The following is a 24,888-nucleotide window of genomic DNA, read 5'->3' on the forward strand; positions in this document are numbered from 1 at the left end:
ACTAATCAGCTTGTACCCCTGTACCTTGTGCTTCAATCGCTTTCTTTATAGTTACATCATTCTGATAAAAGATCGGATAGAAACCATCGTCGTCCAATACATGCCGTCCGATAAAGGCTTTGATTAAAGAATCAAGAACATCATAAGAATCCCGGATCCCTTTTTCATCCCGTTTCAGTCCTCTGGCCGCTGCATAATCCGCCATTTCATTCACCAGATCGAAGCGATCCAAATACTTCAGTAGTTGTTTATAATCCTTAATATTTTTAGTTTCCTGACGATGCCGGTCCATAAAATCAAAAGTGAAATCATACAAATACTGATTTTTCCGGTTTACCTCCACCAAATAACGGGAGAAACCGACCGTATCTCCGGGTACGAACAAATCGGGCATGATTCCGCCGCCACCGTATACCGTACGTCCGCCAACCGTCTGGAATTTAAGTTTTTCATCAAAATGTATACTATCTTTCTGAGAAAATTCCCCATGCAACAGGCGTTGATAAATATCTGTATAATATTTTTCTTTTCCTTCGTCATAAGGTTTTTGAATAGAACGGCCGGAAGGCACATAATAACGGGCCACCGTCAATCGTAAAGCCGAATTATCCGGCAGCAGCCTTTGTTCCTGCACCAACCCTTTACCGAAAGAACGGCGTCCGACGATATTTCCCCGGTCATTGTCCTGAATCGCTCCGGCAAAAATCTCGCTGGCCGAAGCACTCGCCTCGTCGATCAGGACCGTCAGGGGCAATTGTTGATATTTCCCCTTGCCATTGGAATTATAATCCATCCGGGGAGAAGCTTTTCCCTGCGTATATAAAATCAATTTTCCTTCAGGCAAAAATTCATTGATCATACGGATTGCAATCGGAAGAATCCCTCCTTCATTCTCGCGCAGATCAACGATCAACCGCTTCATTCCCAAGCCTTCAAGCTTAGCCAGGGAAGCCATAAATTCATCATAAGTATTCATCCCGAAGGTTTTCACCTTGATAAACCCGGTCGTATCGTCGAACATATAAGCCACATCCACACTTTTGATAGGAATACTTCCCCGGGTGATATTTTTGATCAACGGCTGTTTTTCTCCACGGCGGACAATCGTAAGCTGTACGTCGGTACCGATTTCTCCCCGCATCAGAGACATGATTTTATCCGTATTCATATTCCGGCCAGCGACGATAGAATCGTTGACTTTCACAATCCGGTCACCATCCTGCAACCCGGCAGCTTCTGAAGGTCCACCGGGAACTACTTTGACGACAGTCACCGTATCCAGATATTTATAAAACTGGACCCCGACTCCACCGAAATTTCCCACCATCTCTTCGTTCACCCGCTGCATATCTTTAGCCGGAATATAAACCGTATGCGGATCGAGATCATTCAATATCTGAGGGATAGCATCTTCCTCGATTTTATGTATATCCACCGAATCCACATAGGAATAATTGATCATATTCAGAATATAATCCAATTTACTACCTATCATCCGCTGCCCCATATTTACAGGCACTTCTTTATGATCCAACAGCGAATTGATCCCCATCCCTAAAACAATAGCCAAGGCAATAACCACCGGCAAGACAATTGCTTTCAATTTATTGTTGTACATATATTACTTCTTACGTTTTCCGATAAAATCAATCATCTCATAAAACCGGACTTTCCTTTCTTCAGGAACTTCTATTTTATCCAAAGCAATCCGGCTTTTTTCAAGATAATCGTCCACTTTAGCCCTCAGTGCCTCTTTTACTCCCGAACGATTGTATATTTCTGTCACTTCCTTGATCTTTTCCTGAGGATTGAATTTTTCTTTCACGACCCACTCTTTCAATAAAGCCTTATCTTCTTCAGAAGCCAACTCAAAAGCTTTGATCAGCAGATAAGTCTTTTTGTTACAGAGGATATCCCCACCGATTTTCTTCCCGAACTCTTCCACGTCTCCGTAGACATCAAGATAATCGTCTTGCAGCTGAAATACCAACCCCAGGTATCCACCGAAATCATAGAGCTCTTTGTATTCATGTTCAGGAGCGCCGGCAATCAAAGCACCGTGACGCATACTTCCGGCAATCAATACAGAAGTCTTCAGGTAGATCATCTGGATATATTCTTCTTCCGTTACATCGTCCCGGGTTTCGAATTCCATGTCATATTGCTGTCCTTTGCAAACATCCATCGCCACCTGGTTAAAACCATCGATTACCCGGCGTAAATAAGGATCCTCACAAGTCTCGATATACTTATAAGCCGTGATAGCCGCAGCATCACCACTCAAAATAGCCACATTACTATTCCATTTTTTATGGACAGTCTGACGTCCCCGACGTAATTCGGCATCGTCCATAACATCGTCATGCAACAAGGTGTAATTATGGAAAATCTCAATCCCGATAGCAGATTTTAAAGCCTTCCCGATATCGTCCCGGTACAGGTTATACGCCATCAGAGTCAGTACAGGCCGAAGTCGCTTTCCCCCATCTTCCATAATATATTTGATCGGTTCGAACAAAGAATAAGGTTCTTCTACATATTCTTGCTTATCTAATTCAGCCTTAATAACTTCCCGAAGTTGTTCAATTGTATACATCATCTCCTTTCAATTTAGAAAGCTGCTAAATTAACAAAAGAAGCCGGAAATTCATCGGAAAGCCCGGAATTTTTATAACAACAGGGTAATACCTCCATTAAAAAATAATTTTTACAAAAAAGTGCCCGGTAAACCGGACACCTTTTTATTCATGCGATTACTGACGGATTATTTACAATTTTCGAGTATTTGGCCGGCAATCTCAGCCGTTACATCCTGATCTTCTCCAAAAGCGACCTGACGTTGTGTAAAACGCTTCTGAATCTCGAGAATTGTCTCTTCCCCGATTCCGGCATCCCCTAAGCGAGTAGGTAATCCGAGACTTTTGAAAAATTCTTCTGTTTTTTGAATCGCCTTATCAGCTCTTTCTTCATCGGTTCCTTGATCGATATGCCAGATCCGTTCGCCATATTGCACGAGTTTAGCCATTTTTTTCTGTTTCAATGTACGCCATAATCCCGGTAGGACGATAGCCAATGTTGCTCCATGAGTCAAACCATGTAAAGCCGTCAGTTCATGACCGATCATATGGGTGGCCCAATCCTGCCGTACTCCCATAGCAACAAAGCCATTGAGTCCCATTGTAGCACAAAGCATAAACTCGGACATCAGCTCATAATTATCCTGTTTACGAAGAACCTCGGGAGCGATCTCTATTAAAGTATGGACAATTCCTTCTGCCCATCTGTCCATGAGGCGGGATTGTCCCGGAGTGGTCATATATTGCTCCATGACGTGCACAAAAGTATCGGCGATTCCACAAGCGACCTGATAAGGAGGCAAAGTATAAGTAACCGTCGGATCAAGAATAGAAAAAACCGGATAATTAGAATAGAAAGGATATTTTTCGGCTGTTTCTTTCCGGGAGATCACAGCTCCGCTATTCATTTCCGAACCCGTAGCCGGCAAGGTCAGGACTGTTCCTAAAGGTAAAGTGTGCTTCTCACAACCTTTCAACACCAAATCCCAGGCATCGCCTTCATACAAAATACCGGCAGATATCAGCTTCGTACCGTCGATCACCGAACCACCGCCGACAGCCAATAAATAATCTACCTTTTTCTCTTTTCCCAATTCGATAGCCTTACGCAGCGTCTCGATCTTCGGGTTAGCCTCGATCCCCCAAAATTCCGTCACCTCAAATCCTTTTAAAGCTTCTTTTACCTGATCATAAACTCCGTTTTTACGAACACTTCCTCCTCCGAAAGTCACCAGTATACGCTTTCCGGCAGGTATTTCTTTCGCTAACTGTCCGATCATCCCTTTACCAAAAATTAGTTTGGTCGGATTTTGAAAAATAAAATTCTCCATAGTTTCTATATTATCGATTATCTGTTTTATTAAATCACTCTGACAAATATACCGAATATCCCACAATTAAAAAATATTTTATATCTTCGTAGAAACAAACAAACTATGGAAATCACACATCTTCCTGAAGACAATCTGTTTAAGACAGTCGTGGACGGCTACACGGCCTATGTCACTTATATCATCCGGGACGGCAAACTGGATATCCGTCATACTATCGTCCCCCCCGAAATCGGAGGCCGGGGGATCGCAGCTCAACTAGTAAAAGCAACTTATGATTACGCCCTGAAACATCACCTCCAGCCTATCGCCACTTGCTCCTATGCTGTCGTTTGGCTGCAAAGACATCCGGAATATCACGGCCACCCCGGAAAAGATTACGGAGGATGCAGCAGTTGTGCTCTGTAATCGCAAATGAATTTTCATAGAATTCAAAACTCCAACAAAACAAAAAGAACCGGGTTCTTCCGATTCTTTCTGTTTTGTAGCCGAGCCGGGAATCGAACCCGAATCTAAAGTTTAGGAAACTTCCGTTCTATCCATTGAACTACTCAGCCAATTTTCAAGCGCAAAAGTAAGAAATTAATTTCTAATTTCCACGTTTTCCAATTTCCAAATAGTTATTATACCTTTGTTCCACAAATAAAACAGGTATGAAAGTAGTTATACAACGGGTTATTCAAGCCAGTGTCACTATTCAGCAACAGCTACATGCTTCTATCGGACGGGGAATGATGATTCTCGTGGGGATTCAAGCGGACGATCATGAAGAAGATATTGAATGGCTAAGCAGTAAAATCTGTAACTTACGGATTTTTGACGATGAAAACGGAGTAATGAATCGTTCTATTCTGGAGACAGCAGGGGAGGTTTTAGTAGTCAGTCAGTTCACTCTAATGGCTCGTACCAAAAAAGGTAACCGCCCCTCGTACATCGACGCAGCTAAACCGGAAATCTCCGTTCCTTTGTATGAGAAATTCGTTCAATCACTTCAGAAAGAGTTACAAAAGGAAATCAAAACCGGCGTATTCGGAGCCGACATGCAAGTCGGGCTAATTAACGATGGCCCGGTAACGATTATAATCGATTCCAAAAACAGACTATAAACCGAGTACTTTATGGAGTTAAAAGAGTTACAGGAAAAAGTGGACGAATGGATAAAATCTTATGGGGTTCGTTATTTTAATGAATTGACCAATATGACTATCCTAACGGAGGAAGTCGGAGAATTAGCCCGTGTCATGGCCCGAAAATATGGAGAACAATCTTTCAAAGAAGGGGAAAAAGATAACCTGGCGGATGAAATGGCAGATATATTATGGGTATTGACCTGTTTAGCAAATCAAACCGGAGTAGATCTCACCGAAGCGATGGAAATTAATTTTGCAAAAAAAACGGCAAGAGATCTAAAAAGGCATAAAAACAATCCGAAAATACAATAAGCTTTCACATATTCTTGTTAAATTTGTCCGTTAATGATTTATGGCGGAATCTCAGTATTGTGGTAAGAATTGACTTTTCGGCATTCGTAATAAATATATACCTATTGAAGATTTCATTTAAATTTCACTATGTGGACTAAGATTGCAGGGATTATTCTTCGAAATCGGATTGCTTTTATAGCCGGAGTATTACTCGGAACCATTTTCATGGGATTTCAAGCCAGAAAAATTCAAATGTCCTATGAAAGTGCAGATTTGCTCCCCAAAACAGACAGTGCCTATCTCGACTATACCCGTTTCAGAGAAACTTTCGGGCAAGAGGGGAATGTTATGGTTTTTGCCATTCAGGATTCCGGTTTCTATCAACTGAACAAGACCAACGACTGGATTCAGATGGGCAATGATATCAAAGCCCTTCAGGGAGTCAATGCCTTGATGTCTATCACACATACATTTAATTTACAGAAAAATACCGATCTCAAAAAATTCGAAGTTCTTCCTATTTTTCCTTCTCACATCGAAACACAGGCAGAGCTCGACAGTCTGGCTTATGTGGCCGAACATCTCCCTTTTTATGACGGTATGCTTATCAACCGCGACAAGCATACCTACAATATGATGATCACCGTATCCGCCGAGGTAATGAATTCTCCGGCACGGGTAAAACTAGTACAGGATGTACTGGAAATCACCAAACGTTTTACTGAAAAATATCACCTGAAAATGCATTATTCCGGGATGCCTTATATCCGGGTAATCAATGCCGAAAATATCAAAGGCGAAATGTATATGTTCATTGCCCTATCGCTTTTGATCACAGCTATTATTCTCTATCTGTTTTTCAGGTCTTTCCGGATTGTAGGCTTCTGTGTCGGGATCATCGGGATCAACGTAATCTGGGCCATCGGTTTTATGGCTATGATGGGCATTAAGATTACCTTATTGACTGCCATGTTACCACCTTTGCTCATTGTAATCGGTATTCCCAACTGTGTCTACATGGTCAATAAATATCATGCCGAATATGTGAGGCACGGTAACAAAATCAAAGCTTTGCAGCGAATGATCCAAAAAGTCGGAAATGCATCCTTACTTTCCAACCTGACGACAGCTGCGGGATTTGCTACTTTCATCATCACTTCGAGCCAAATTCTTGTAGACTTCGGTCTCATCGCTTTTATCAGTATCTCTACCGTATTTTTTATCTGTCTGATTCTGATACCCAGTGTTTTCAGTTATTTACCCGTCCCCGATACCAAACAAACCAAACATCTTTATAATCCTTTTATCAACAAAGTGATCGATAAACTGATCTACTTGGTGATCAATCGCCGGCATACCATTTATTATATAACAATTGTGCTCGTTATTGCGGGAATATTCGGAATCACTTTGATGAAAACCACCGGTTATATGGTGGACGATTTGAAAGAAACCGATCCCATCCGCCAAGATCTGTCTTTCTTCGAGTCGAACTTCGACGGATTGATGCCCTTAGAGGTAACCCTGGATTTCGGAAAACCGAACCAGGTATTCAAATTAAGCAATCTAGAGAAATTGGACCGGTTAAATACCGAACTATCACAAGATCCGGATCTTTCACGGGCGTTATCGGTAGTCGAAGCGGCCAAATTTGCCAACCAGGCTTATTATAACGGAAAAGTTTCTTATTACAAACTCCCCAGTAACATGACCAAAAATTTCATTATGAAATACGTCATGGAATCGACAGGAGGTATGAATGCCATGGCCAATTCCTTTGTCGATTCAACCATGCAAAAAGTAAGAATGAATTTCCGGGTGAAAGATATCGGAACCAAAAAAATGGAAGCTAAAGAAGATTCTCTGTATAAAAAGATAGAAACGATATTCCCGAGAGATAAACATGATATATCGGTTACCGGCTCGAGTGTTATTTTTTTCAAGGGTAACCAATACCTGATCAAAAACCTGTTTTCTTCATTGGCTTTAGCCATCGTCCTGATTGCAGGATTCATGGCCTGGATGTTTAAAAGTAAAAGAATGGTACTGATTGCTTTAGTACCCAATGTCATTCCTCAGATCATCACGGCTGCCGTAATGGGATATTTCGGTATTCCTATAAAGGCATCCACCATTCTCGTATTCAGTGTCGCTTTCGGAATTTCTGTCGACAATACCATTCACTATCTGGCTAAATACCGTCAGGAACTACAGGCTACCAATTGGAGTATCCGTTCTTCGGTAGTCCTGGCGTTAAAAGAGACCGGTCAAAGTATGATTTATACATCTATCATCTTATTATTCGGATTCGGTATCTTCTGCCTGTCTAGTTTCGGCGGGACTTTCGCTTTAGGATTGTTAACCTCTATCACGCTGTTCGCCGCCATGCTGGCTAATTTAATCCTGCTTCCTTCTTTACTATTGACCATGGAGCACAGCATCAGTAAACGTACTTTCCGGGCAGAGCCACTTCTTCAGATTTACAATGAAGAAGAAGACATCGATGAAGATAAGCTGGAAATAGAACATGAAGATAAAGAAAAACAGGACTGAGTATTTACTTAGTCCTGTTTTCCTGTTTACACAGTATCTTACTTTATCATCTGCAAAGCTTTGATTTCCTTCACAATATCGTCCATTAATTGAGAAGCCCCGATCCGGAAATAATAAGGAGTCAGCCATTCACATCCCAGAACATGATTTACGATAGTCAGATATCGGATGGCATTCTGAGCTTTCGACACTCCTCCGGCTACTTTCAACCCGATCCTTTTTCCGGTTTGGGCATAATATTGCCGGATTGCTTCACACATCACATAAACCGACTCCGGTGTTGCATTCACAGGGACTTTTCCGGTAGAGGTTTTGATAAAATCAGCTCCTGCATACGCAGCGATTAACGAAGCATTGAAAATACTTTCCAAGTCTTTCAATTCGCCGGTTTCCAAAATGACCTTTAACCGGACATTTTCACAAACTTTCCGGATAGCCTTCAATTCGCGATATACTTTTTCATAATTTTTTTCCAGAATATCCCCGACCGAGATGACAACATCGACTTCTTGTGCCCCTGCACCGATCGCCATTTTACATTCAGCCAATTTTATTTCGGTAAATGTCTGGGAATTAGGAAAATTTCCCGCCACTACTGCCGTCTGAATCTCCGTTCCTTTCAATCCCTCCCGAACAATTCCGGCATAATTAGAAAATACACACACAGCAGCGACATCCCGCAAATTAAACTTCTTCAGTTTTTTCAGCAAATCAGCAGTAAAATTCTTTACTGATTCTTCGGTATCTGAAACTTTCAAGGTTGTGTAATCCATACAAGAAACACAAAATTCCAGATTTTCAATACAATAAGCCTGCTTAATCTCTTTTTCTACAACACCATCCAGTTCGAACTGAATTTTTTCGTCCAGGCTGACACAATTGTACGTTGCTAAAATTTCTGATATACCATCCATTATCTTGTTGTTTATTTATCTTATTAAAAGAGGACAATCATACCTCCAAAAGCTTCCGATCGCTTTTGGATAGTTTCGATAACACTAACCGATATGAATTTCCTATCCAGATTCTGAGCATATTATCGCTTACCGAACCATCTATTAGTACGGTATTCCAATATCTTTTGTTCATATGATACCCAGGAAGCACAGCAGGAAATCGTTCCCGCAATTCAATAGCCTCTTCCGGATCACATTTCAGGTTCATTTTTAACTCGCCTTCATCCATCGGAGCAAAACAAAACATCTTCCCACCTACTTTGAAAACCAGTACATCACCCCATAAAATTTCAGTCGTCACAAACTTCAAACTCTGGCAATATTCGGTCAGTTCCTCTATATTCATGGACACAAAATTACATAATGTTTACGAGCTTTTAAACTTTTCTCCCCGAAAATATTTATCTTTGAATGCCGTTTATAAGTACAAGTCAGCAGTCAGAATTAAGTCATTATTTTGTGCAGATAATGAAAGGTTTACACTATTGATACAAAACAAAATAAAATATCCAGCAATCAAAAAACAACATAAATATGGCCAAAAAAGAAGGTAACGAAACCCCGTTAATGCAACAATATTATGCTACTAAAGCTAAATATCCGGATGCCATTCTATTGTACCGGATGGGAGACTTTTATGAAACATTCGGGGCAGATGCTATCACTACTTCCAGAATCCTGGGCATTACCTTAACCAAACGTTCCAGTGGTTCTCCGGGTACAGTAGAATTAGCCGGTTTTCCTTATCACGCGATCGACACTTATTTACCGAAACTTGTCCGTGCAGGACAGCGGGTAGCTATCTGTGAACAGCTGGAAGATCCTAAGAAAACAAAATTCCTGGTAAAAAGAGGGGTGATCGAATTGGTCACTCCCGGAGCTTGTTACAGCGAATATTCCACCGACACGAAAAGTAACATCTTCCTGGCCTCGGTCTATTTCAACAAAACCGAAGCCGGATTATCTTTATTGGATTTGTCCACAGGTGAATTTCTGACTACCGAAGGTTCGCATGCTACGATCGATAAATTACTGAATAGTTTTCAACCGAAAGAAGTCATCTATCCCCGGGGGCAGGAAGCCCGTTTTCATGAACTTTTCGGTAATAAATTCTATATCTATCCCATCGAAGAATGGTTTTTCGACCGGGACGCAGCCAGCGAACGCCTGGAGAAACATTTCGAAGTCAATTCTCTGAAAGGTTTCGGTATCGAACATATGAACTGCGGTATTTCCTCCGCCGGTGCCATATTGAATTACCTGGAGATGACCAAACACGATATGATTTCTCATATCACCTCTATTTCCCGGATCGACGAATCGCACTGTGTCCTGCTCGATAAGTTCACTCTTCGTAATCTGGAATTACTACATTCTGCTTACGAAGAAGGACGGTCCCTGGTGGATATTATCGACCGGACAATCACGCCTATGGGAGGACGGACGCTAAGAAGATGGATTTGTATGCCTTTGAAATCTCCCGAAGAAATCAATCAGCGACTGGATATCGTCGATCATTTTATCCGGCAGGAAGACCGACGGTTACAGGCAGAAAACTTTCTGGAAAGCATCGGCGATCTGGAACGGCTCGCTTCAAAGATCGGCGTAGGCCGGATCACTCCCCGGGAAATGAATCAGTTGAAAATTGCCCTATCCTGCATCGCGCCGTTGAAAGATCTTTGCCAGCAGAGTGAATCGGCCGTTATGAAAAAAATGACAGAACCCCTGAATCCTTGCACGGAATTATTCGAAAAGATCAAATTTCAACTTCAGGAAAACGCTCCTCATCAGGTCAACAAAGGAGGAGTAATCGCTACGGGAGTAAATGCCGAACTGGACGAACTTCGTAATATCTCAAGCAACGGCAAAGAACTGTTGCTCCAAATGCAACAACGGGAGATAGAAGCAACCGGAATCCCCTCTTTGAAAATCGGATTCAATAATGTCTTCGGATACTATATCGAAGTAACCAAAGCCCATAAAGACAAAGCACCGGCCAACTGGATCCGCAAACAAACCCTGGTCAACGGGGAACGTTACATTACCCCCGAGCTCAAAGAATATGAAGATAAGATCCTGGGAGCAGAAGACCGGATTTTAGCCATAGAAACAGAACTGTATAACAATTTGCTGCAAGAAGCTGCCGGTTACATCCGCCCTCTGCAAGAGGATGCCAAGATTATCTCAGCATTGGATGTACTTATTTCTTTTGCCGAGATATCGATAGCCAATAATTACCACCGGCCGGAGATCAACGATTCGGATGTACTGGACATAAAAGCAGGACGTCACCCGGTCATCGAAAAACAATTGCCCCCGGGTGAGGAATACATCAGTAACGACGTACTGCTGGACAATAAAAAACAACAGATTATCATCATTACCGGCCCGAATATGGCCGGTAAATCGGCTCTCCTCCGGCAAACTGCCCTGATCGTGATTATGGCCCAAGCCGGCTGTTTCGTACCGGCAGCCAGCGCCAAAATCGGTTATGTCGACAAAATTTTTACCCGGGTTGGAGCTTCCGATAACATTTCCCAAGGTGAATCCACTTTTATGGTCGAAATGAATGAAGCTGCTAATATTCTCAACAATATATCCGACCGGAGCCTGGTGTTATTCGACGAATTAGGACGAGGTACTTCGACTTACGACGGGATTTCGATTGCCTGGGCGATCGTCGAATATCTGCACGAACATCCGAAATATCATGCCAAAACGCTCTTTGCCACCCATTATCACGAACTGAACGAAATGGAGCATTCTTTTAAAAAAATAAAAAACTATAATGTATCGGTAAAAGAAGTCGCACACAAAGTTATTTTTTTGCGCAAGCTGGTTAAAGGAGGTTCGAACCACTCGTTCGGTATCCAGGTTGGAAAAATGGCCGGTCTCCCTCAATCTGTTATCAAACGGGCCGATGAAATCCTGAAACAACTGGAAAACGACCGGGATAAAAATGGCACGATCCAAAAGAATGTCGAAAGTATCGCTTCAGCACGTGAAGGCCTCCAATTAAGCTTTTTCCAGTTGGACGATCCGGTTCTTTCGCAAATACGTGACGAAATCGCAGGCCTGGATATCAACGGTCTGACTCCGCTCGAAGCCCTGAACAAACTGAGTGAAATCAAGAAAATCATTTTAGGATAAGCAAATATTCCGGTAACAGAGCAGTCTTGAAAATTCAGCCGGCGAACTTTCAAGACTGTCTTAAAAGCTCCAAAATCCCCTTCCAGAATCGGATATTTAATTCCGTCTCCAATAGGGATATGAATAAATAAAGGGGGGCCAAATTTTGAAGTTCCCCCCTCTTTTCTTTATAAATCCATCGATCCGGCTATTCTTCAAATTGCTCCGCAACTTTCTCCATTAATAATTCTCCCCGCAATTTAGTCGCAATGATCTTTCCTTCCTTATCTATCAATAACATGGCCGGCACTCCACTCACGTTATACAATTTTGCCACCGGACAGCTCCATCCCTGCAAAGAAGAAACATGTACCCAATTCAAATCATTTTTCTTGATAGCATCTACCCAATTGTCTTTTTTATCATCCAGCGACACGCTCAGAATTTCAAACCCTTTGTCATGAAATTTATCGTATACTTTTTTCACATTAGGAACTTCACGCAAGCAAGGTCCACACCAAGATGCCCAAAAATCAAGCAGAACATATTTTCCCCGGTAATCAATCAAAGAAACACTCTTTCCATCCGGAATTTGTAACGTGAAATCCGGGGCGATATTACCGACCGATGCCTTTTTAATATTGTCGATCGATGCCTTCAATTTACGCCCCAAGTAAGCATTTTTGATGCGTGGAGTCAAACTTTCATACATTTTCTCAATAACCTCCAAATCTCTGTTTTTAATAACAAAATTATTAATAATCAAAGCCGTCGCATGACAATCAGGATAGTTCGTCACCAAGCTATCAATGGTTTTCTCGGTTTTCGCTTTCATGCCGATGTATATCTGTGCCAAAGAGTCCACCATTTCCGATTTTTCTTTTTCCTCTTTACCCATAAAAGAGAGCCCCAGCATAATCATCATTTCATTCCCTTGTGCCAACAACACCGTTTTAAAAATATCCTGTTCTATACTTCCCGATATTTCCGTTTTAACACTTTCCGTTTCCTTCCCTCTTACCGTTTTTTTTACGGTTTCGCATTTTACCTGAATAGGTACGGAATCCAAAATAATGATATTCGAAACTCCATTGATTTGCAGGATACACTCATCCACGTCACCCAACGGCTTTTGCATTTTAAAAACACCGTTTACAACAACAGCGGAATCCAATATTTCATACTGTTTGTTTCCCAAATCTTTTTTTAAATAAATCACATTTCCGTCTCCATCTTTCCACTCTCCCTGAATGGTATAAGTTGTTTCCTGCTTAGCACAAGCCACGCACAATATTCCCATCAACAAGCCACTGACAATTTTTTTCATATGTTCAAATTTATTTTAATATTTTCCAAATCAGACATCATTTATTTTGAATCCTTTAAAAATTTCTCGAATTCTTTGGCTTTTTCGGCTTTCAACTCCTCATCTATTTTCTTAAATTCTTTTGCTCTTTTATTATCCCCAAGTTTTGCATACAGGACTGAAAGGGTGTCATAATAATTAGCTTTGAATTTACTATCGCTCTTGTCTTCCTCTTCCTGTAACTTTTCTATCAAATCCAGGCATTTCTTCAATATGGTTTTATCCGGACAATAGGCGGCAAGATATTGAACTGTCTTTGCCAAATAATTGTCAGAATATCCCAATGCCTTGATCGCACGATAAATTATCTGGTTGGCATAGACCTCATCCCATTTTTGAGCCAATTCCAATTCATACATATTTATTTTGGCACGACACGTCTCGGCACGTTTCAGGTCCCCGCGGTTTACCAACCGTAACAGGGTATCCATTTTTCCGGTCTCTTCAACCAAACGCAAGGGGATTCCGTTTTCATCAAATTTAATCTCGACCAATTGATCCACGGCTTTATCTAACGCCCAACTTAGTTGCCGTTCCACCTGATAGCGATCGAATTTCACTTTAGCCGCCAAACGATCGATATTAAAAATCACGTAATCAAACTGGGGAGAATAAGGATCCTTGATAAAAGTGCCGACAAAATCCCAAATTTCTTTTTCCTGCAATTTTTCCAAAGACATCGTTTTCATATAATCAAGTATTACCTGTTCTATGTCATTTTTTAAAAAGGCCCCTTGTAAAGCTGTGACATATTCTTTCAGGAAGGCAAAGTCCCGCTCTCCGGCTGTATACCTGTCCCGGTAAGCGAACAGGCTTTTCCCTTCTTTCCCGGCTTTCATTCCGGCAATCAAGACATCCGCTTCCTGAAATCCTGCCATTTGATGCACAACTTTCCCTTTCTTATCTATCAATAATAGCGTGGGAAAACCTATAATGTTAGCTTTATATCGTTTATTCAACTCTTTCCCCTCGCCCTTTTCCATGTCATATTTCACGTTGATGAAATTCGCGTTAAAAAAATCGCCTACATCTTTGCGTGTAAAGATATCTTTGGCCAAAGCTTTACAAGGACCGCACCAACTGGTGTAACAATCCATAAAAATATACTTGTCCTGCTCTTGGGCGGCCTTTAATACATTTTCCCATTTTTCCCCTTCAATAAAACGAATCCCGTTTTTATCCGCCTGTCCGAATAAAAACAAGGCTATACACAAAAATTGTATCACAAATCCTATCTTTTTCATAATAATCCAATTACAATATGTTAAGTTTATAAAATTCATAAATGTTTGTAAGGTTTATAAAGTATAAAGGTGTCCTTCGGACAATATTCTAAAGGCTTTGTCTTTATCGGTTGTTCTGACAGCCGTTAACAAAGTATCCCGCAGGGGTCCAATAAACTTTATGAACCTTACAAACTTTTTACTAATACAGGCACCTTATTTCAATTCATCCAATTTTGCCTGACAAGCCTTCACGTCCTCTTCTTCCACCCCGGAGGCAGCACTTCCTTCTTTCAATCCCAACGCCAACACTTCTATCGCCAGCTCTTTTTTATCCAAGGCCAGCAATTTATCGGCCACGTACACTGCGGTCTTTGCAGAAGGACTTAACCGATGTAAAAATACATACCAACCGGCAACCCGATCTCTGTAGGCAGCATCTTTCTCGCCTTCAAATATCTCCTCGTAACGTTCTACGTTCTCTACCATACTGGTCGAGATATAGTAATCGTCGATACTTGAAAAAGCAAACATCATCGCCCTTAATCTTTTCGCCGATTCATACTCTTCTTCATTGCCGCTTTCTTTTGCCGCTTTGAGCTTGGCATCCATAGCCTCGCGCATGGCAGCTTTCTCCTTATAGGTTTCGTCATAATTTTTCTGAAGCGCTGCCATATAATCGATAAAAGTACGGTTAAACTTATCCAATTTCTTTTTAGCCGAATAATAGTTTAAACGCGACAGCTCAGAAGGAACATAGATATTTCCTCCTCCCAACGAGGCCGCAGTAGCGCTCTCCTTGGCACCGGTCGCTTTAAATAAACGATCTTTCAGAGCCAGAACTTCCTCGAAAAATTCCTCCTGATCGGCCCGAGCCGTCTTTTGCAGGCAAGCGCCCAAAAACGTGCAAACAGCTTTATTCACGGCAACAGCCTCTTTCTTATTTTTCGTCGGGTTGGCTGCCTCTTTACAAGCCGCATCCACCAAACGATTGGCTAATTTCTGGTCAAAAACAGCGATTTTAGCAATACGCGGAATATGTACAGAATCCAATAATCGAGCATCATCCACCTGAGCAAAATAATCAAGTAACACATCGCTACAATCCAGGCCGGATCTATCTTTCACGATGAAATACCGGTTCAAAAATTCCTTTTCCCGATTTCCCTTTTCATATTCTTTCGTGTATTTTTTCAATTCCGGTAGCGCGGCAAATGCTTCCACTGCCTTTTCTCCCTCTTTTATAAACATATCTTCGGATTTACCTCCCAAAAACCGGTAAACCAGCTCCCCGTCTCCATTAACAAAAAGGAAGGTAGGATAAGCGGATACGCCGAATGATTTCGCCACCATTTTTCCGTCTTCACTCTTCTCCGCATCCAATTGTAAATTCAGAAAATAGGTGTTATAGTATTCTCCTACTTTAGGCAACGGGAAAATATTATCCGCCATGTGTTTACACGGTCCGCACCAAGAAGTATATATGTCTATAAATACCAGCTTATTTTGTTCTTTCGCCATTTTCAGTACCTCGGCGTAACGCTCTTTCCGGAATTCTATTCCTTGCGAAAATGCGGTCGAACTAACGATCAAAACCAATAATAATAATCTTTTCATTTCGTTACTCATTTATATCCAATACGATTGTATATTTCTTATTTTTCTCAAAATCACAGTTATAAAGCAACAGGAAATCCTCGGCCACGGCAATATCCCACTTCTGTCCTCCTGCCAGACGCGGATTGGCGACACGTTTCGGAAAATAATAAGCAAACGGTATATCCGTCACATGTTCCTGTTTCAGTTTTCCCCCTTTCATCAATGCTCCGTCGAAATATTCATTCGTTATAATCGTCACGACACATTGCTTCCCTTTCATCTTAAAATCCACCTTGTACCCCAAAGGGGCAGGATTTTTCAATTTCACATCCCAAGCCGGGTCGCCATACAGGACAACCACATCCCGATCATGTACGAAGCCCTTTTGGTCTTTTGTCGGAAGATTCCCCGTGGCCTGCCTGAACAACTTTTTAAATTCCGAATCCTCAGCGAAAGCTCCTGCTGAAAAGGGGTAATCGACAGTCAGCATTTCCGGATACCAGCCGAATTCGGTATGCAACATGTCCTGCTGGTTCAGGTAAATCGCCTGCGCCAATGTCAAACGTCCTGCATTAGCGGCCCAATATTTCAAACCACCCCAGCCGTTACGGCCATACCAGGTAGTCACCACGTAGCCCACCATCGCAGTGGCATTCATCCCGCTCAACCACCCCACGGCCATGCTGTTCGGGTCGTTATCCACATTCCCGATAAGACAATTCCCCGCAGCGAAATATACCCGCGGATGCGATGTCCCGTTCAAGTATTCCCGTGTCATGAAATCGGCGTATAACCGTCCGGCATCCGCTTTCAGGTTACCCACCGAAAAGGGCATTTCCAGATTATGCTCCGTCGCATGAGAAGAAGTCACTAACAAATCGGGGTCTAACTCCTTGTATTTCTCTACCCACTTATCCAAAATCCTCCATTTATTCAACTGATAATGTTGCGTCTCTTTCGTCGTTTCATTCTTCTCACCCCACCATCCGGGTCCATTGCTACCGTCATTCATGAAAGCGAAGCGGGTGAAGTATTTCCCGTCACTCATCTCGCAAGTTGTGTTTAATGCGGTACGAATCAAAAAAGGTTCACGACTCCTGTCCACTAACCTCATGGCATCCTCGGCCGAAAACCCGGTGATGATTCCCCACAAATAATCGGCATAGATATCCTCATCCACCCGACGGCTCATACGATGTCCTTCCATCACGTACTCCCGGTTCAAAAATTCCGGTTTTTCCACGAATGCCACAAAACGAGGACGCAATTGCCGTAAAGGCTTCTGTAACTCGCCGATATTTTCTTTGTAAAATATTACATCTGCCTTGTGTTTCTTTACCAAGGCATCCACAACCTTCATCCAAGCCGCATCCGCTCTCACCGCTTCCGAAGTAGCAACGACATATCCATCTTTTCCTTTCGCCCAACCGGTTACCGAAAAGATGATAAAAACAATTAAAAACAGATACCTCCTCATGATTCCGACCATTATTTATTTTTCAAATGCATTCATCAAATCACCAAAACGCGCTCTCTTTTGCGCCTCGACCCGCTCTCCCTCAAGTTTATACCTGTTGCCTCGTTCCTCATCCCCATACAAAAGGTAGTACCGGCCCAACACGTTATAATAATTATCTGCGCTCTCTTTTTTCTTTTCAATAAGCCGATTCAAAAGGTCTATACCTGATTTCAAAACCTCCCGATTTACCCCCGTATCTGCCAGCACACTCAGGATTTGGACCGTGTAATTTTCATCCAACTTTTTGAAATTCATTCCGCAAGCCAGATTCAATTTTTCCACCATCCCCGCGTAATTTCCCGCCACGTAATCTTCATACACGCCGATTTTCAATTGCATGATTTCCTGTCCCAGCAAATCGTCTTTTTGCAATAAATACTTTAAATGTGCTATTTTCAACGAATCATACCCAGGCATCACATATTTATCACCCGTGTAGGCTGGCAAACAACGTTTATCGACCTCTTTACGCAAATTACCGCTCAAGACCGACAACACTTCGTAACGCTTGTCAATCTCGTCCGCGTTGCTGATGCTCCCCTGCATTCCTCTCAACAGGCTGAGCAGTCTTGCCTTTTCTCCCACCTCATCATTTTTCGCTTCCCGATCCCAGTGCATTTTCCGCTGCATGAAAATTCCGTATTCGAAAGCATTGGAATAGACATCTTCAAAAACGAACTTGTTTATCAATAAATACGTGTCTTTGTCTTCCAATTGCACAACCGGACAACGCGCCATGTATTCCCGCACGACGCTATCAGCTTGCGCTCTCTTCTGAGTTTCTCCTAATGCCCTTACATATTCGGTTACAGCTTTTACATCTCTCTTGTCCTTTTCATAGGCATCCCTCAATTCATCCGTGTTTTGCGCAAAAACACCAACCCCGTACAAGAGAGAAAACAATATGAACATTCCTTTTCTCATTTCCTGTAATACATTTCCCAAAATAACGATAACATAGCCATTCGCGTAGGAGAAAGCGGATGTGCTTTCTCCCATAAAATTCATTACTCCGTATATTTCAAACTCGTAAAATAACCGTCTTCCACGGGATCGTCCGGACAATTCGTCTGTTGCATCATATCCAAATTCATCGACAACACACGCATCAGGTAAGGCACTAAAGCTACTGTCCGCTGCAACATCTTCGGGAACACCCGGAAAGTATAATCCAACTCTGCCTTCCCCGTAGTGGTCAAAAAACTGATATAATCTGCCAAATCCGTTTGACGGTCAGGGATTTTAATCGTTTCCTTCTGAAAAGAAGTCGGAACGGAACGGACATAACCGCAAAACCTAAATGTATACACATTATCAGAATACTTTTCATCAGGATCAGGTATAATATCCATTCCTCCCAAAAGAGCCAGCATAGATGTCACATCCTGACCGTTTGATTTCTTCATCCGCAAATCGAAAAACGCATCCGGTTGCTCCTCTGCTCCCAAATACAAGCGGGAAAGCAATAAACCCGACAATGCTTCCTGCAAAGCATGCCAGTCCTCCTCTGTGTATCCTTGCATCCGCTCTCCAAAACCCGGAATAATAATGCAATCTCCATTCACCAAATAATCCTCTACCAACCGCCTCTTATTGTACGACGAGGCATCACACAGAGAATCGCACAGAAACGTCCGCACAAACCAACTCTCTTTCAACAGCTCCTTATCCATCCCCAAAAAAATCCCGTTCTGCACGATATCGATCAGTTTCGGAATCAGTTCCTTATACTCCGATTTCATGGGCGTATACCATCTCGTAGAAGTACCGCTCCAATTGCTCACCTGGAAAGCATTCTTCTGATAGTCGTACAGATAGTACATTCCCCACTCTTCCCAGGTATTATAAATCAACTCGTCCACCGATCCCGGTTCCCCTTTCGTCAAACCGTACAGCGGTCCAGCCAGTTCCGGATTCACCGTTACCTCCTCGGAACAAGATATTCCCAGGAACATCACTGTCGCCAAATATATTGCTATCTTTTTCATTATATTGTTATTTTTTGTTACTAATCCGCAGAAATCACCTCACGCCGGTTATCGGTACAAGCCTCATTATAATGCAATTCGCTGCTGGGAATAGGCAACACCCAATTACTGCTTTCCCGTTTCAACGTGTACGTTTCGTATGTATTCCAACCGGAATACCATCTATGTTTCAACTCCGGCATTCCCTGCCGACGTAAATCCCAGAAACGCATCGCCTCCTCGAAACACAATTCCCGCCGCCGTTCAGCCCAGATAAAGTTTACCAATTCCTCGGCACTCTTGAAATCCGCTGTGGTCTTGTCTGTAAAGGTCGTCTTGTCCATACGGCAACGCAACAGGCGGTTCAAACATTCTATCGCGTCCGAAGACACCGTATTGCTTTTCCGTGCATAAGCCTCTGCCAAATTCAACACCACTTCCACACTCCGCCAGTTTTCACGCAACAGTTTCTCCGACGGTTTCGAAGCCCCGCTCATCTTCATCTGGCGATACTTCACCGGATAATAGTACTTATACTGATAAGGTTCATCGTCAAGCCAAGGTTTCTCTGCCTTTTTCGCCGGAATATCTTTTTTGAAATAAGCTGTCTTGCGCAAATCCTCATCGGTATAAGAAGCGAATAAAGACCCTTCCGTGCTGTAGGAAACCCTGAATCCCAAAGCACCCCCATATGGCGAAGGAGCAAGATACCCATAAGGATAGGTACTGGGATGGGTCCCGAAAGTAAACACGATTTCCTTATTCTTCACACCATCCATTATTGCAAATCCCTTACTGTCCGAATCTTCTCCGAATGAAGTCCGATCCTGAGCATTCAAATCCAGAATGTTCGGATTCTGTTCCCAAAACAGATTCCCGACCCGGATGACTTCGTCCCAATTCTCCTGAAACAAAGCGATACGGGATGCCAGCAACAGCACAGCTGTAGGGGAAAGACGATGAATATTCCCGTCAAATTCGGCTTCCGCCCCGTACTTCTCAGCCTGAGCGATATCCTCGTTGATGAGTTCGTAGACCTCGCGGATGGTAGAACGCCCCCGTGCCGAAATATCAATTTGCGGTTCCTTCCGAATCACCACACCCGGCTTGTCCAAATTGGCCTCAGACCAAGGCAGCGCATAAAGATTGACCAAACACCAGTAATAATAAGCCCGTAATGCGTATGCCTGGGAAGCTAAGAAATTATACTTTCCGGAATCCGCCTCCGCATACCGTATCTCCGGCAACGCATCGATAACCACATTGCAAGCTAAGATATTCTTATAACGGCTGTCCCAAAAATTCTCCGTATAATCCTCTATTTTTTCCTTCCATTTATAGGAATCCTCCCCTTGTGCCCCATACAAAAGATTAAAAGAATTCTTATCGCGGTCGGCATAGCCTTTATCTGCCGGATCCATGTCCAAATGTCCCATCTCCACATCATCTGTCATCAGGGACAGCCACGCCACCTCTTCGTTAAAATTCATCGGATATCCCTCTTTGTACAACATCGGCGCGTACTCTTCCACTTTCTCCGGAATCAGCAAATCCCCGGAATCTTCTTTCAAATAATCGCTGCACCCGGCTGTCAATCCCAATACGGCCAGCAAACAGGCATATAATTTAATTATCTTTTTCATAACCAATCCTCCTCATTAAAATGTAACGTTAATACCCAAACTGTAGGAAGGCAATATCGGAATATTGGCACTCGGCGTCTCCGGATCGAGCCCTTTCCAAGCTTTTTTCGCCCACACATGCAGATTGGAAGCCTGGAAACGGAGCTGCATGGAAGAGATGCCCACCTTGCTCAGTATCTTTTCAGGAATCAGGTAACTCAACCCTACCATCCGCAGCCGCAAGAAACTGGACTTTGCCACACGCAGGTCTGACAAATCGTAGAGATAAGTACCATATTCATACCCATTCCTAAAATTCTCGCTCCTGTTTGTCTTCAATCCGGATGCCACATTGTAATTAAACAACGTCGGCACATCCGTATGCTGTTCGTCGCCCGGCTTCCTCCAACGGCTGTTCCAATTGTCCGACACATTCTCCAACGGTGACAAGATACGTTTTTTATCAGCATATATCTGGGGCAAACGCGATACGCCGCCCAAGTTATACGAGAAGCCCAGCGATAATGACAAACGCCTTTTGAAAGTCAATTGTGTATCGAACCCACCCGACAAATCAGGAAATATCGACCCACTCTTCACCAACTCCATCAAAGTAGGTTCTCCATGGTACCACAATTCCCCTTCTTTTCCGTAAAACAGAGGATAACCGTTCTCCGCCGACAACCCGCCGTAACGGAAAGAATACATCGTGCCCAACTTCTCTCCGGCAACCGCCAGATTCCCCGCCAGCATCTTATCAAGCACCTCCTGCTCACTGTAGATGTCATCGTTCGCCAGCGTCACCTCACTCGTATTCCGCCCGAAGTTTACGTTGAAATTCCAGTTCCACGTCTTGTTCCGGATAATCTGCACGCTCAAATTCCCCTCGAACCCCTGGTTGTTCATCTTCCCGCTATTCATGTAAAGCACACTCCGTCCGTTTGAAGATGCCACAGCTTTATCCATGATCAAATCCTTCGTATACTTCTTGTACACATCGAAACTACCGGAAAGCCGGCCATTCCAAAAAGAAAAATCCACCGCTGCATTCCATGAAGCCGTCTTCTCCCAACGCAAATCAGGATTCGGCAACCGATAAATCGTAGACTGCTCCAGGTTGCTTACATCGTGGCGGTTCCCCACTGAAAGAATCAGATTCGGCGTCGCATCATCGTGGATATTCCCCTGGATACCGTAACTGCCCCGGAAAGCCACGAAATGTCCCTTGTCGGCGAAATGCTCCAAGAAATGCTCTTGAGTCAGCATCCACTTCGCGGCCACAGACCATGTCGGCAACCATCGGTACTTCGGATTGCTTCCGAACTTGTTCGCTCCGTCCGAACGGATATTAAAATTTGCCACATAACGGTTGTCGTACGTATAAGTCGCAGAACCGTAAAATGAGGCTACCCGTGAAATATTGTTCGTATTCGTCGGAGTATTCCGCGCATACCCCGACAAAAATCTGTCCGTATATACCGGCATAAAACGCTCCCCGAACGTCGGCGTCCAGCCGTAACCCGTCACATTCACCCCCGTGTACTTCGTGCCTCGCAACTCGGAACCCACAATGACATTCACGTCGTGTACCCCGAAGAGTTTGATATAACTCAATCCATTTCGCACGGTATAGCCCGTTTTCTGCGTATGCCCCTGTGTTAAAATACCGCCGTACGGCAACCGTGATTTCCAATAATCATCCGTATTTTCGTCATACTGCCTGTAATTATATCCCCGAATACCGGCGATAAAATACGACTCCTCTGTTTTCCAGTCCCGCGAATTGGACGTCGAATTATGGTAAGAGAACGTCCCCTGATAGGACAATCCGTCCCACAGCTTCACATTCATATCCAACAACGCATTGAAATCGTTCGACTTGTTCTCCTTGCCTGTCTCGTCCAACTCCTTCAACACATTATACTTGTATTGGCTTTTATTTATATAATGGTATGATCCGTCCTCTTCATAAGGCTTCACCGTCCGCGATGTATTATACGCATAGGAGAACGGAGACACTGTTGAATACCCCTCATTTTTCGTCGTACTGAAATCGATTTTCGTCATGAATCTCACCCAGTCGTTCAACCGGACATCTACTTTTGCCAACGACGTAAACCGCTCGCTCAGCGACCCTTTCGCGCCACCCTGGTTGTTATTATACCCCACCGACACATAATACTTCGCCTTTTCGTCCCCCCCCTGCACGCTCACATTGTGCGAATGCGTCACCGCATTCCGGAACAGCACGTCGAACCAGTCCGTATTCCGCTCCGCCATCTCCATCGCCCGCACACCAAACTCCTCTTTCGACATCCGCCGGTTGATCAATTCATTCAATAATCCCTCATACGAATCGTCAGGCGTCAAATTGGAAACTGCCGAAGAACTATAAGCCAACCCCTCCTCGAAAATATCCTTCGACAACTGCATCCGCTCCGCCGAATTCATCCGGTCGAAATTCCGGTACGATGGCCGCTGGTTCACCAGCACCTCCCCATGGTACGACACCTTCGGGCGTCCCACCGTTCCCTTCTTCGTCGTCAGTACAATTACCCCGTTCGCCGCCTTCACCCCGTAAATCGCCGTAGCAGAAGCGTCCTTCAACACTGTAATCGACTCAATATCCTGCGGGCTGATGCCTGAAATCGCATTCCCCACCAAATACTCTGCATCCTCGCTATTCAATTCCGACGCCGTAATCGGAACATTTTGTTCAAGAATCACCCCATCAACAACCCATACCGGAGCTTTATTTCCGTTAATCGTTGAAGTTCCCCGGATACGTATTTTAGGCGTAGCACTCGGTTCACCCGAAGTATTCATCACCATCAAACCGGGAATCTGTCCTTGCAACATCTGGTCGATCGAGGGTGCTCCCGCCATATAGATATCTTCAGTTTTCACTGTAGACACGGCACTGGCGGATTCCCGGCGGCTAAGCACCTGATAACCGGTTACCACCACTTCATCCATGTTTACATTAGTTTCATGCATTTTGACATCTATCCTTTCTTCTCCTTTCCAGGTCCGACTTTCCTGAGTCATTCCAACAAAAGAATAAATCAATTTGATTCCCGGTCTATTTTCGATCACCAACATATATTCGCCCTCGATATTAGTTGCACATCCCCGGGCAGCTCCTTCCATGATAACCGAAACGCCGGGCAAAGGATTACCCTCGGCATCGGTAACCCTTCCCTTCAGGATTTTCACCTTTTCCTCATTTCGCTGGGGAATGTCCTTTGCCGGTTTAATCACGACCATATTCTCCAGACATTCGAAATCATACGGCAAACCTTGCAATATCTGCCTTACTGTGTTCTCCAATGAAAGATTATCCACTTTCATATTCAGGCGTACGTCAGTAGCAAGCTCTTCTTCATTGAAAATAAAATAGACTCCTGTTTGCTTCTTCAATATTTTAAAAGCTTCCCGCAAAGTAGCATTTTCCAGTTTTAAACTTACGGTTTGTGATACAACATCACCGAAAACATTCATAGACAAGAAAATGGTTAGAATCACCGTTAATCTCATGGGATACAAAACTTTCCTTCCAACAGATAAGCGTTGGAGAAATTCAGAAATTCGCTTTTTTTTCATAAATTTGTTCGTTTTAATTA

General features: G+C 43.3%; 18 protein-coding genes and 1 tRNA gene. 5 read left to right on the forward strand and 14 right to left on the reverse strand.

What is annotated here, in order from left to right; all coding sequences use genetic code 11:
• Position 1: 1 nt before the first annotated feature.
• The 3 genes from ODOSP_RS13390 to ODOSP_RS13400 form a co-directional block, all read right to left on the reverse strand.
• The gene (locus ODOSP_RS13390; RefSeq protein ID WP_013612836.1) at positions 2–1,618 is read right to left on the reverse strand and encodes a S41 family peptidase; all 1,617 of its coding nucleotides are present in this window, start codon (positions 1,616–1,618) and stop codon (positions 2–4) included.
• A 3-nt stretch (positions 1,619–1,621) separates the two neighbouring features.
• Positions 1,622–2,596 carry a polyprenyl synthetase family protein gene (locus ODOSP_RS13395; protein WP_041557442.1) on the reverse strand — a complete coding sequence of 325 codons (975 nt, stop codon included), beginning with the start codon at positions 2,594–2,596 and terminating at the stop codon, positions 1,622–1,624.
• Between the two features lie 168 nt (positions 2,597–2,764).
• A complete protein-coding gene (locus ODOSP_RS13400; RefSeq protein ID WP_013612838.1) occupies positions 2,765–3,907 on the reverse strand; it encodes an iron-containing alcohol dehydrogenase in 1,143 nt (380 codons plus the stop codon).
• 105 nt (positions 3,908–4,012) lie between these two features.
• On the opposite strand from ODOSP_RS13400, the gene ODOSP_RS13405 reads away from it, so the two are divergent.
• Positions 4,013–4,315, forward strand: a complete 303-nt coding sequence (locus ODOSP_RS13405; protein ID WP_013612839.1) for a GNAT family N-acetyltransferase — start codon at positions 4,013–4,015, stop codon at positions 4,313–4,315.
• A gap of 77 nt (positions 4,316–4,392) precedes the next feature.
• Here the strand turns inward: ODOSP_RS13405 and ODOSP_RS13410 are convergent.
• Positions 4,393–4,464, reverse strand: a tRNA-Arg gene (locus tag ODOSP_RS13410).
• Between the two features lie 96 nt (positions 4,465–4,560).
• Here ODOSP_RS13410 and dtd point away from each other — a divergent pair.
• The 3 genes from dtd to ODOSP_RS13425 all read left to right on the forward strand — a co-directional run bounded on the left by dtd (position 4,561) and on the right by ODOSP_RS13425 (position 7,884).
• Positions 4,561–5,013 carry a D-aminoacyl-tRNA deacylase gene (dtd, locus tag ODOSP_RS13415; protein WP_013612840.1) on the forward strand — a complete coding sequence of 151 codons (453 nt, stop codon included), beginning with the start codon at positions 4,561–4,563 and terminating at the stop codon, positions 5,011–5,013.
• 12 nt (positions 5,014–5,025) lie between these two features.
• Entirely contained in the window at positions 5,026–5,349 is a 324-nt protein-coding gene (locus ODOSP_RS13420; RefSeq protein ID WP_013612841.1) for a nucleotide pyrophosphohydrolase, read from the forward strand.
• A gap of 129 nt (positions 5,350–5,478) precedes the next feature.
• Entirely contained in the window at positions 5,479–7,884 is a 2,406-nt protein-coding gene (locus ODOSP_RS13425; protein WP_013612842.1) for an efflux RND transporter permease subunit, read from the forward strand.
• 38 nt (positions 7,885–7,922) lie between these two features.
• Here the strand turns inward: ODOSP_RS13425 and deoC are convergent, their stop codons facing one another.
• Together deoC and ODOSP_RS13435 are read right to left on the reverse strand one after the other, a co-directional pair.
• Complete coding sequence (gene deoC, locus ODOSP_RS13430) at positions 7,923–8,798, reverse strand: deoxyribose-phosphate aldolase (RefSeq protein ID WP_013612843.1); 876 nt, start codon at positions 8,796–8,798, stop codon at positions 7,923–7,925.
• A 37-nt stretch (positions 8,799–8,835) separates the two neighbouring features.
• A complete protein-coding gene (locus ODOSP_RS13435) occupies positions 8,836–9,186 on the reverse strand; it encodes an MmcQ/YjbR family DNA-binding protein (RefSeq protein WP_013612844.1) in 351 nt (116 codons plus the stop codon).
• Between the two features lie 188 nt (positions 9,187–9,374).
• On the opposite strand from ODOSP_RS13435, the gene mutS reads away from it, so the two are divergent.
• Positions 9,375–11,990, forward strand: coding sequence for a DNA mismatch repair protein MutS (gene mutS / locus ODOSP_RS13445; protein WP_013612845.1), 2,616 nt, complete (start codon positions 9,375–9,377; stop codon positions 11,988–11,990).
• Between the two features lie 187 nt (positions 11,991–12,177).
• On the opposite strand, the gene ODOSP_RS13450 is transcribed toward mutS, so the two are convergent.
• From ODOSP_RS13450 to ODOSP_RS13485, 8 genes are all read right to left on the reverse strand, one after another.
• A complete protein-coding gene (locus tag ODOSP_RS13450; protein WP_013612846.1) occupies positions 12,178–13,296 on the reverse strand; it encodes a TlpA disulfide reductase family protein in 1,119 nt (372 codons plus the stop codon).
• A gap of 41 nt (positions 13,297–13,337) precedes the next feature.
• Positions 13,338–14,579: a thioredoxin family protein gene (locus tag ODOSP_RS18935; protein ID WP_013612847.1), complete on the reverse strand. Its 1,242-nt coding sequence runs from the start codon at positions 14,577–14,579 to the stop codon at positions 13,338–13,340.
• Positions 14,580–14,774: 195 nt separating this feature from the next.
• Complete coding sequence (locus tag ODOSP_RS18940) at positions 14,775–16,175, reverse strand: thioredoxin family protein (protein WP_013612848.1); 1,401 nt, start codon at positions 16,173–16,175, stop codon at positions 14,775–14,777.
• 4 nt (positions 16,176–16,179) lie between these two features.
• A complete protein-coding gene (locus ODOSP_RS13465; RefSeq protein WP_013612849.1) occupies positions 16,180–17,634 on the reverse strand; it encodes a hypothetical protein in 1,455 nt (484 codons plus the stop codon).
• Between the two features lie 15 nt (positions 17,635–17,649).
• On the reverse strand, positions 17,650–18,684 hold the full coding sequence (locus ODOSP_RS13470) for a hypothetical protein (RefSeq protein ID WP_041556844.1): 1,035 nt from the start codon (positions 18,682–18,684) through the stop codon (positions 17,650–17,652).
• Positions 18,684–19,664, reverse strand: coding sequence for a hypothetical protein (locus tag ODOSP_RS13475; protein ID WP_013612851.1), 981 nt, complete (start codon positions 19,662–19,664; stop codon positions 18,684–18,686). Before ODOSP_RS13475 ends, ODOSP_RS13470 begins: the two co-directional genes overlap by 1 nt.
• A 20-nt stretch (positions 19,665–19,684) precedes the next feature.
• Positions 19,685–21,286, reverse strand: coding sequence for a RagB/SusD family nutrient uptake outer membrane protein (locus ODOSP_RS13480; RefSeq protein WP_013612852.1), 1,602 nt, complete (start codon positions 21,284–21,286; stop codon positions 19,685–19,687).
• Positions 21,287–21,301: 15 nt separating this feature from the next.
• On the reverse strand, positions 21,302–24,868 hold the full coding sequence (locus ODOSP_RS13485; protein WP_013612853.1) for a SusC/RagA family TonB-linked outer membrane protein: 3,567 nt from the start codon (positions 24,866–24,868) through the stop codon (positions 21,302–21,304).
• Positions 24,869–24,888: the final 20 nt, after the last annotated feature.

Origin of the sequence: Odoribacter splanchnicus DSM 20712 (assembly GCF_000190535.1) — a bacterium.
In the GTDB taxonomy this organism is placed as follows: Bacteria; Bacteroidota; Bacteroidia; order Bacteroidales; family Marinifilaceae; genus Odoribacter; species Odoribacter splanchnicus.

Bases quoted from the DNA above. Each gene is read 5' to 3' on its own strand.
- ODOSP_RS13390 (WP_013612836.1), bottom strand. From the start codon at position 1,618: ATGTACAACAATAAATTGAAAGCAATTGTCTTGCCGGTGGTTATTGCC.
- ODOSP_RS13465 (WP_013612849.1), bottom strand. From the start codon at position 17,634: ATGAGGAGGTATCTGTTTTTAATTGTTTTTATCATCTTTTCGGTAACC.
- ODOSP_RS13420 (WP_013612841.1), top strand. From the start codon at position 5,026: ATGGAGTTAAAAGAGTTACAGGAAAAAGTGGACGAATGGATAAAATCT.
- ODOSP_RS13480 (WP_013612852.1), bottom strand. From the start codon at position 21,286: ATGAAAAAGATAATTAAATTATATGCCTGTTTGCTGGCCGTATTGGGA.
- ODOSP_RS13400 (WP_013612838.1), bottom strand. From the start codon at position 3,907: ATGGAGAATTTTATTTTTCAAAATCCGACCAAACTAATTTTTGGTAAA.
- ODOSP_RS13450 (WP_013612846.1), bottom strand. From the start codon at position 13,296: ATGAAAAAAATTGTCAGTGGCTTGTTGATGGGAATATTGTGCGTGGCT.
- ODOSP_RS13475 (WP_013612851.1), bottom strand. From the start codon at position 19,664: ATGAAAAAGATAGCAATATATTTGGCGACAGTGATGTTCCTGGGAATA.
- dtd (WP_013612840.1), top strand. From the start codon at position 4,561: ATGAAAGTAGTTATACAACGGGTTATTCAAGCCAGTGTCACTATTCAG.
- ODOSP_RS13485 (WP_013612853.1), bottom strand. From the start codon at position 24,868: ATGAAAAAAAAGCGAATTTCTGAATTTCTCCAACGCTTATCTGTTGGA.
- ODOSP_RS13395 (WP_041557442.1), bottom strand. From the start codon at position 2,596: ATGTATACAATTGAACAACTTCGGGAAGTTATTAAGGCTGAATTAGAT.
- ODOSP_RS13470 (WP_041556844.1), bottom strand. From the start codon at position 18,684: ATGAATTTTATGGGAGAAAGCACATCCGCTTTCTCCTACGCGAATGGC.
- deoC (WP_013612843.1), bottom strand. From the start codon at position 8,798: ATGGATGGTATATCAGAAATTTTAGCAACGTACAATTGTGTCAGCCTG.
- ODOSP_RS13435 (WP_013612844.1), bottom strand. From the start codon at position 9,186: ATGAATATAGAGGAACTGACCGAATATTGCCAGAGTTTGAAGTTTGTG.
- mutS (WP_013612845.1), top strand. From the start codon at position 9,375: ATGGCCAAAAAAGAAGGTAACGAAACCCCGTTAATGCAACAATATTAT.
- ODOSP_RS13425 (WP_013612842.1), top strand. From the start codon at position 5,479: ATGTGGACTAAGATTGCAGGGATTATTCTTCGAAATCGGATTGCTTTT.
- ODOSP_RS13405 (WP_013612839.1), top strand. From the start codon at position 4,013: ATGGAAATCACACATCTTCCTGAAGACAATCTGTTTAAGACAGTCGTG.
- ODOSP_RS18940 (WP_013612848.1), bottom strand. From the start codon at position 16,175: ATGAAAAGATTATTATTATTGGTTTTGATCGTTAGTTCGACCGCATTT.
- ODOSP_RS18935 (WP_013612847.1), bottom strand. From the start codon at position 14,579: ATGAAAAAGATAGGATTTGTGATACAATTTTTGTGTATAGCCTTGTTT.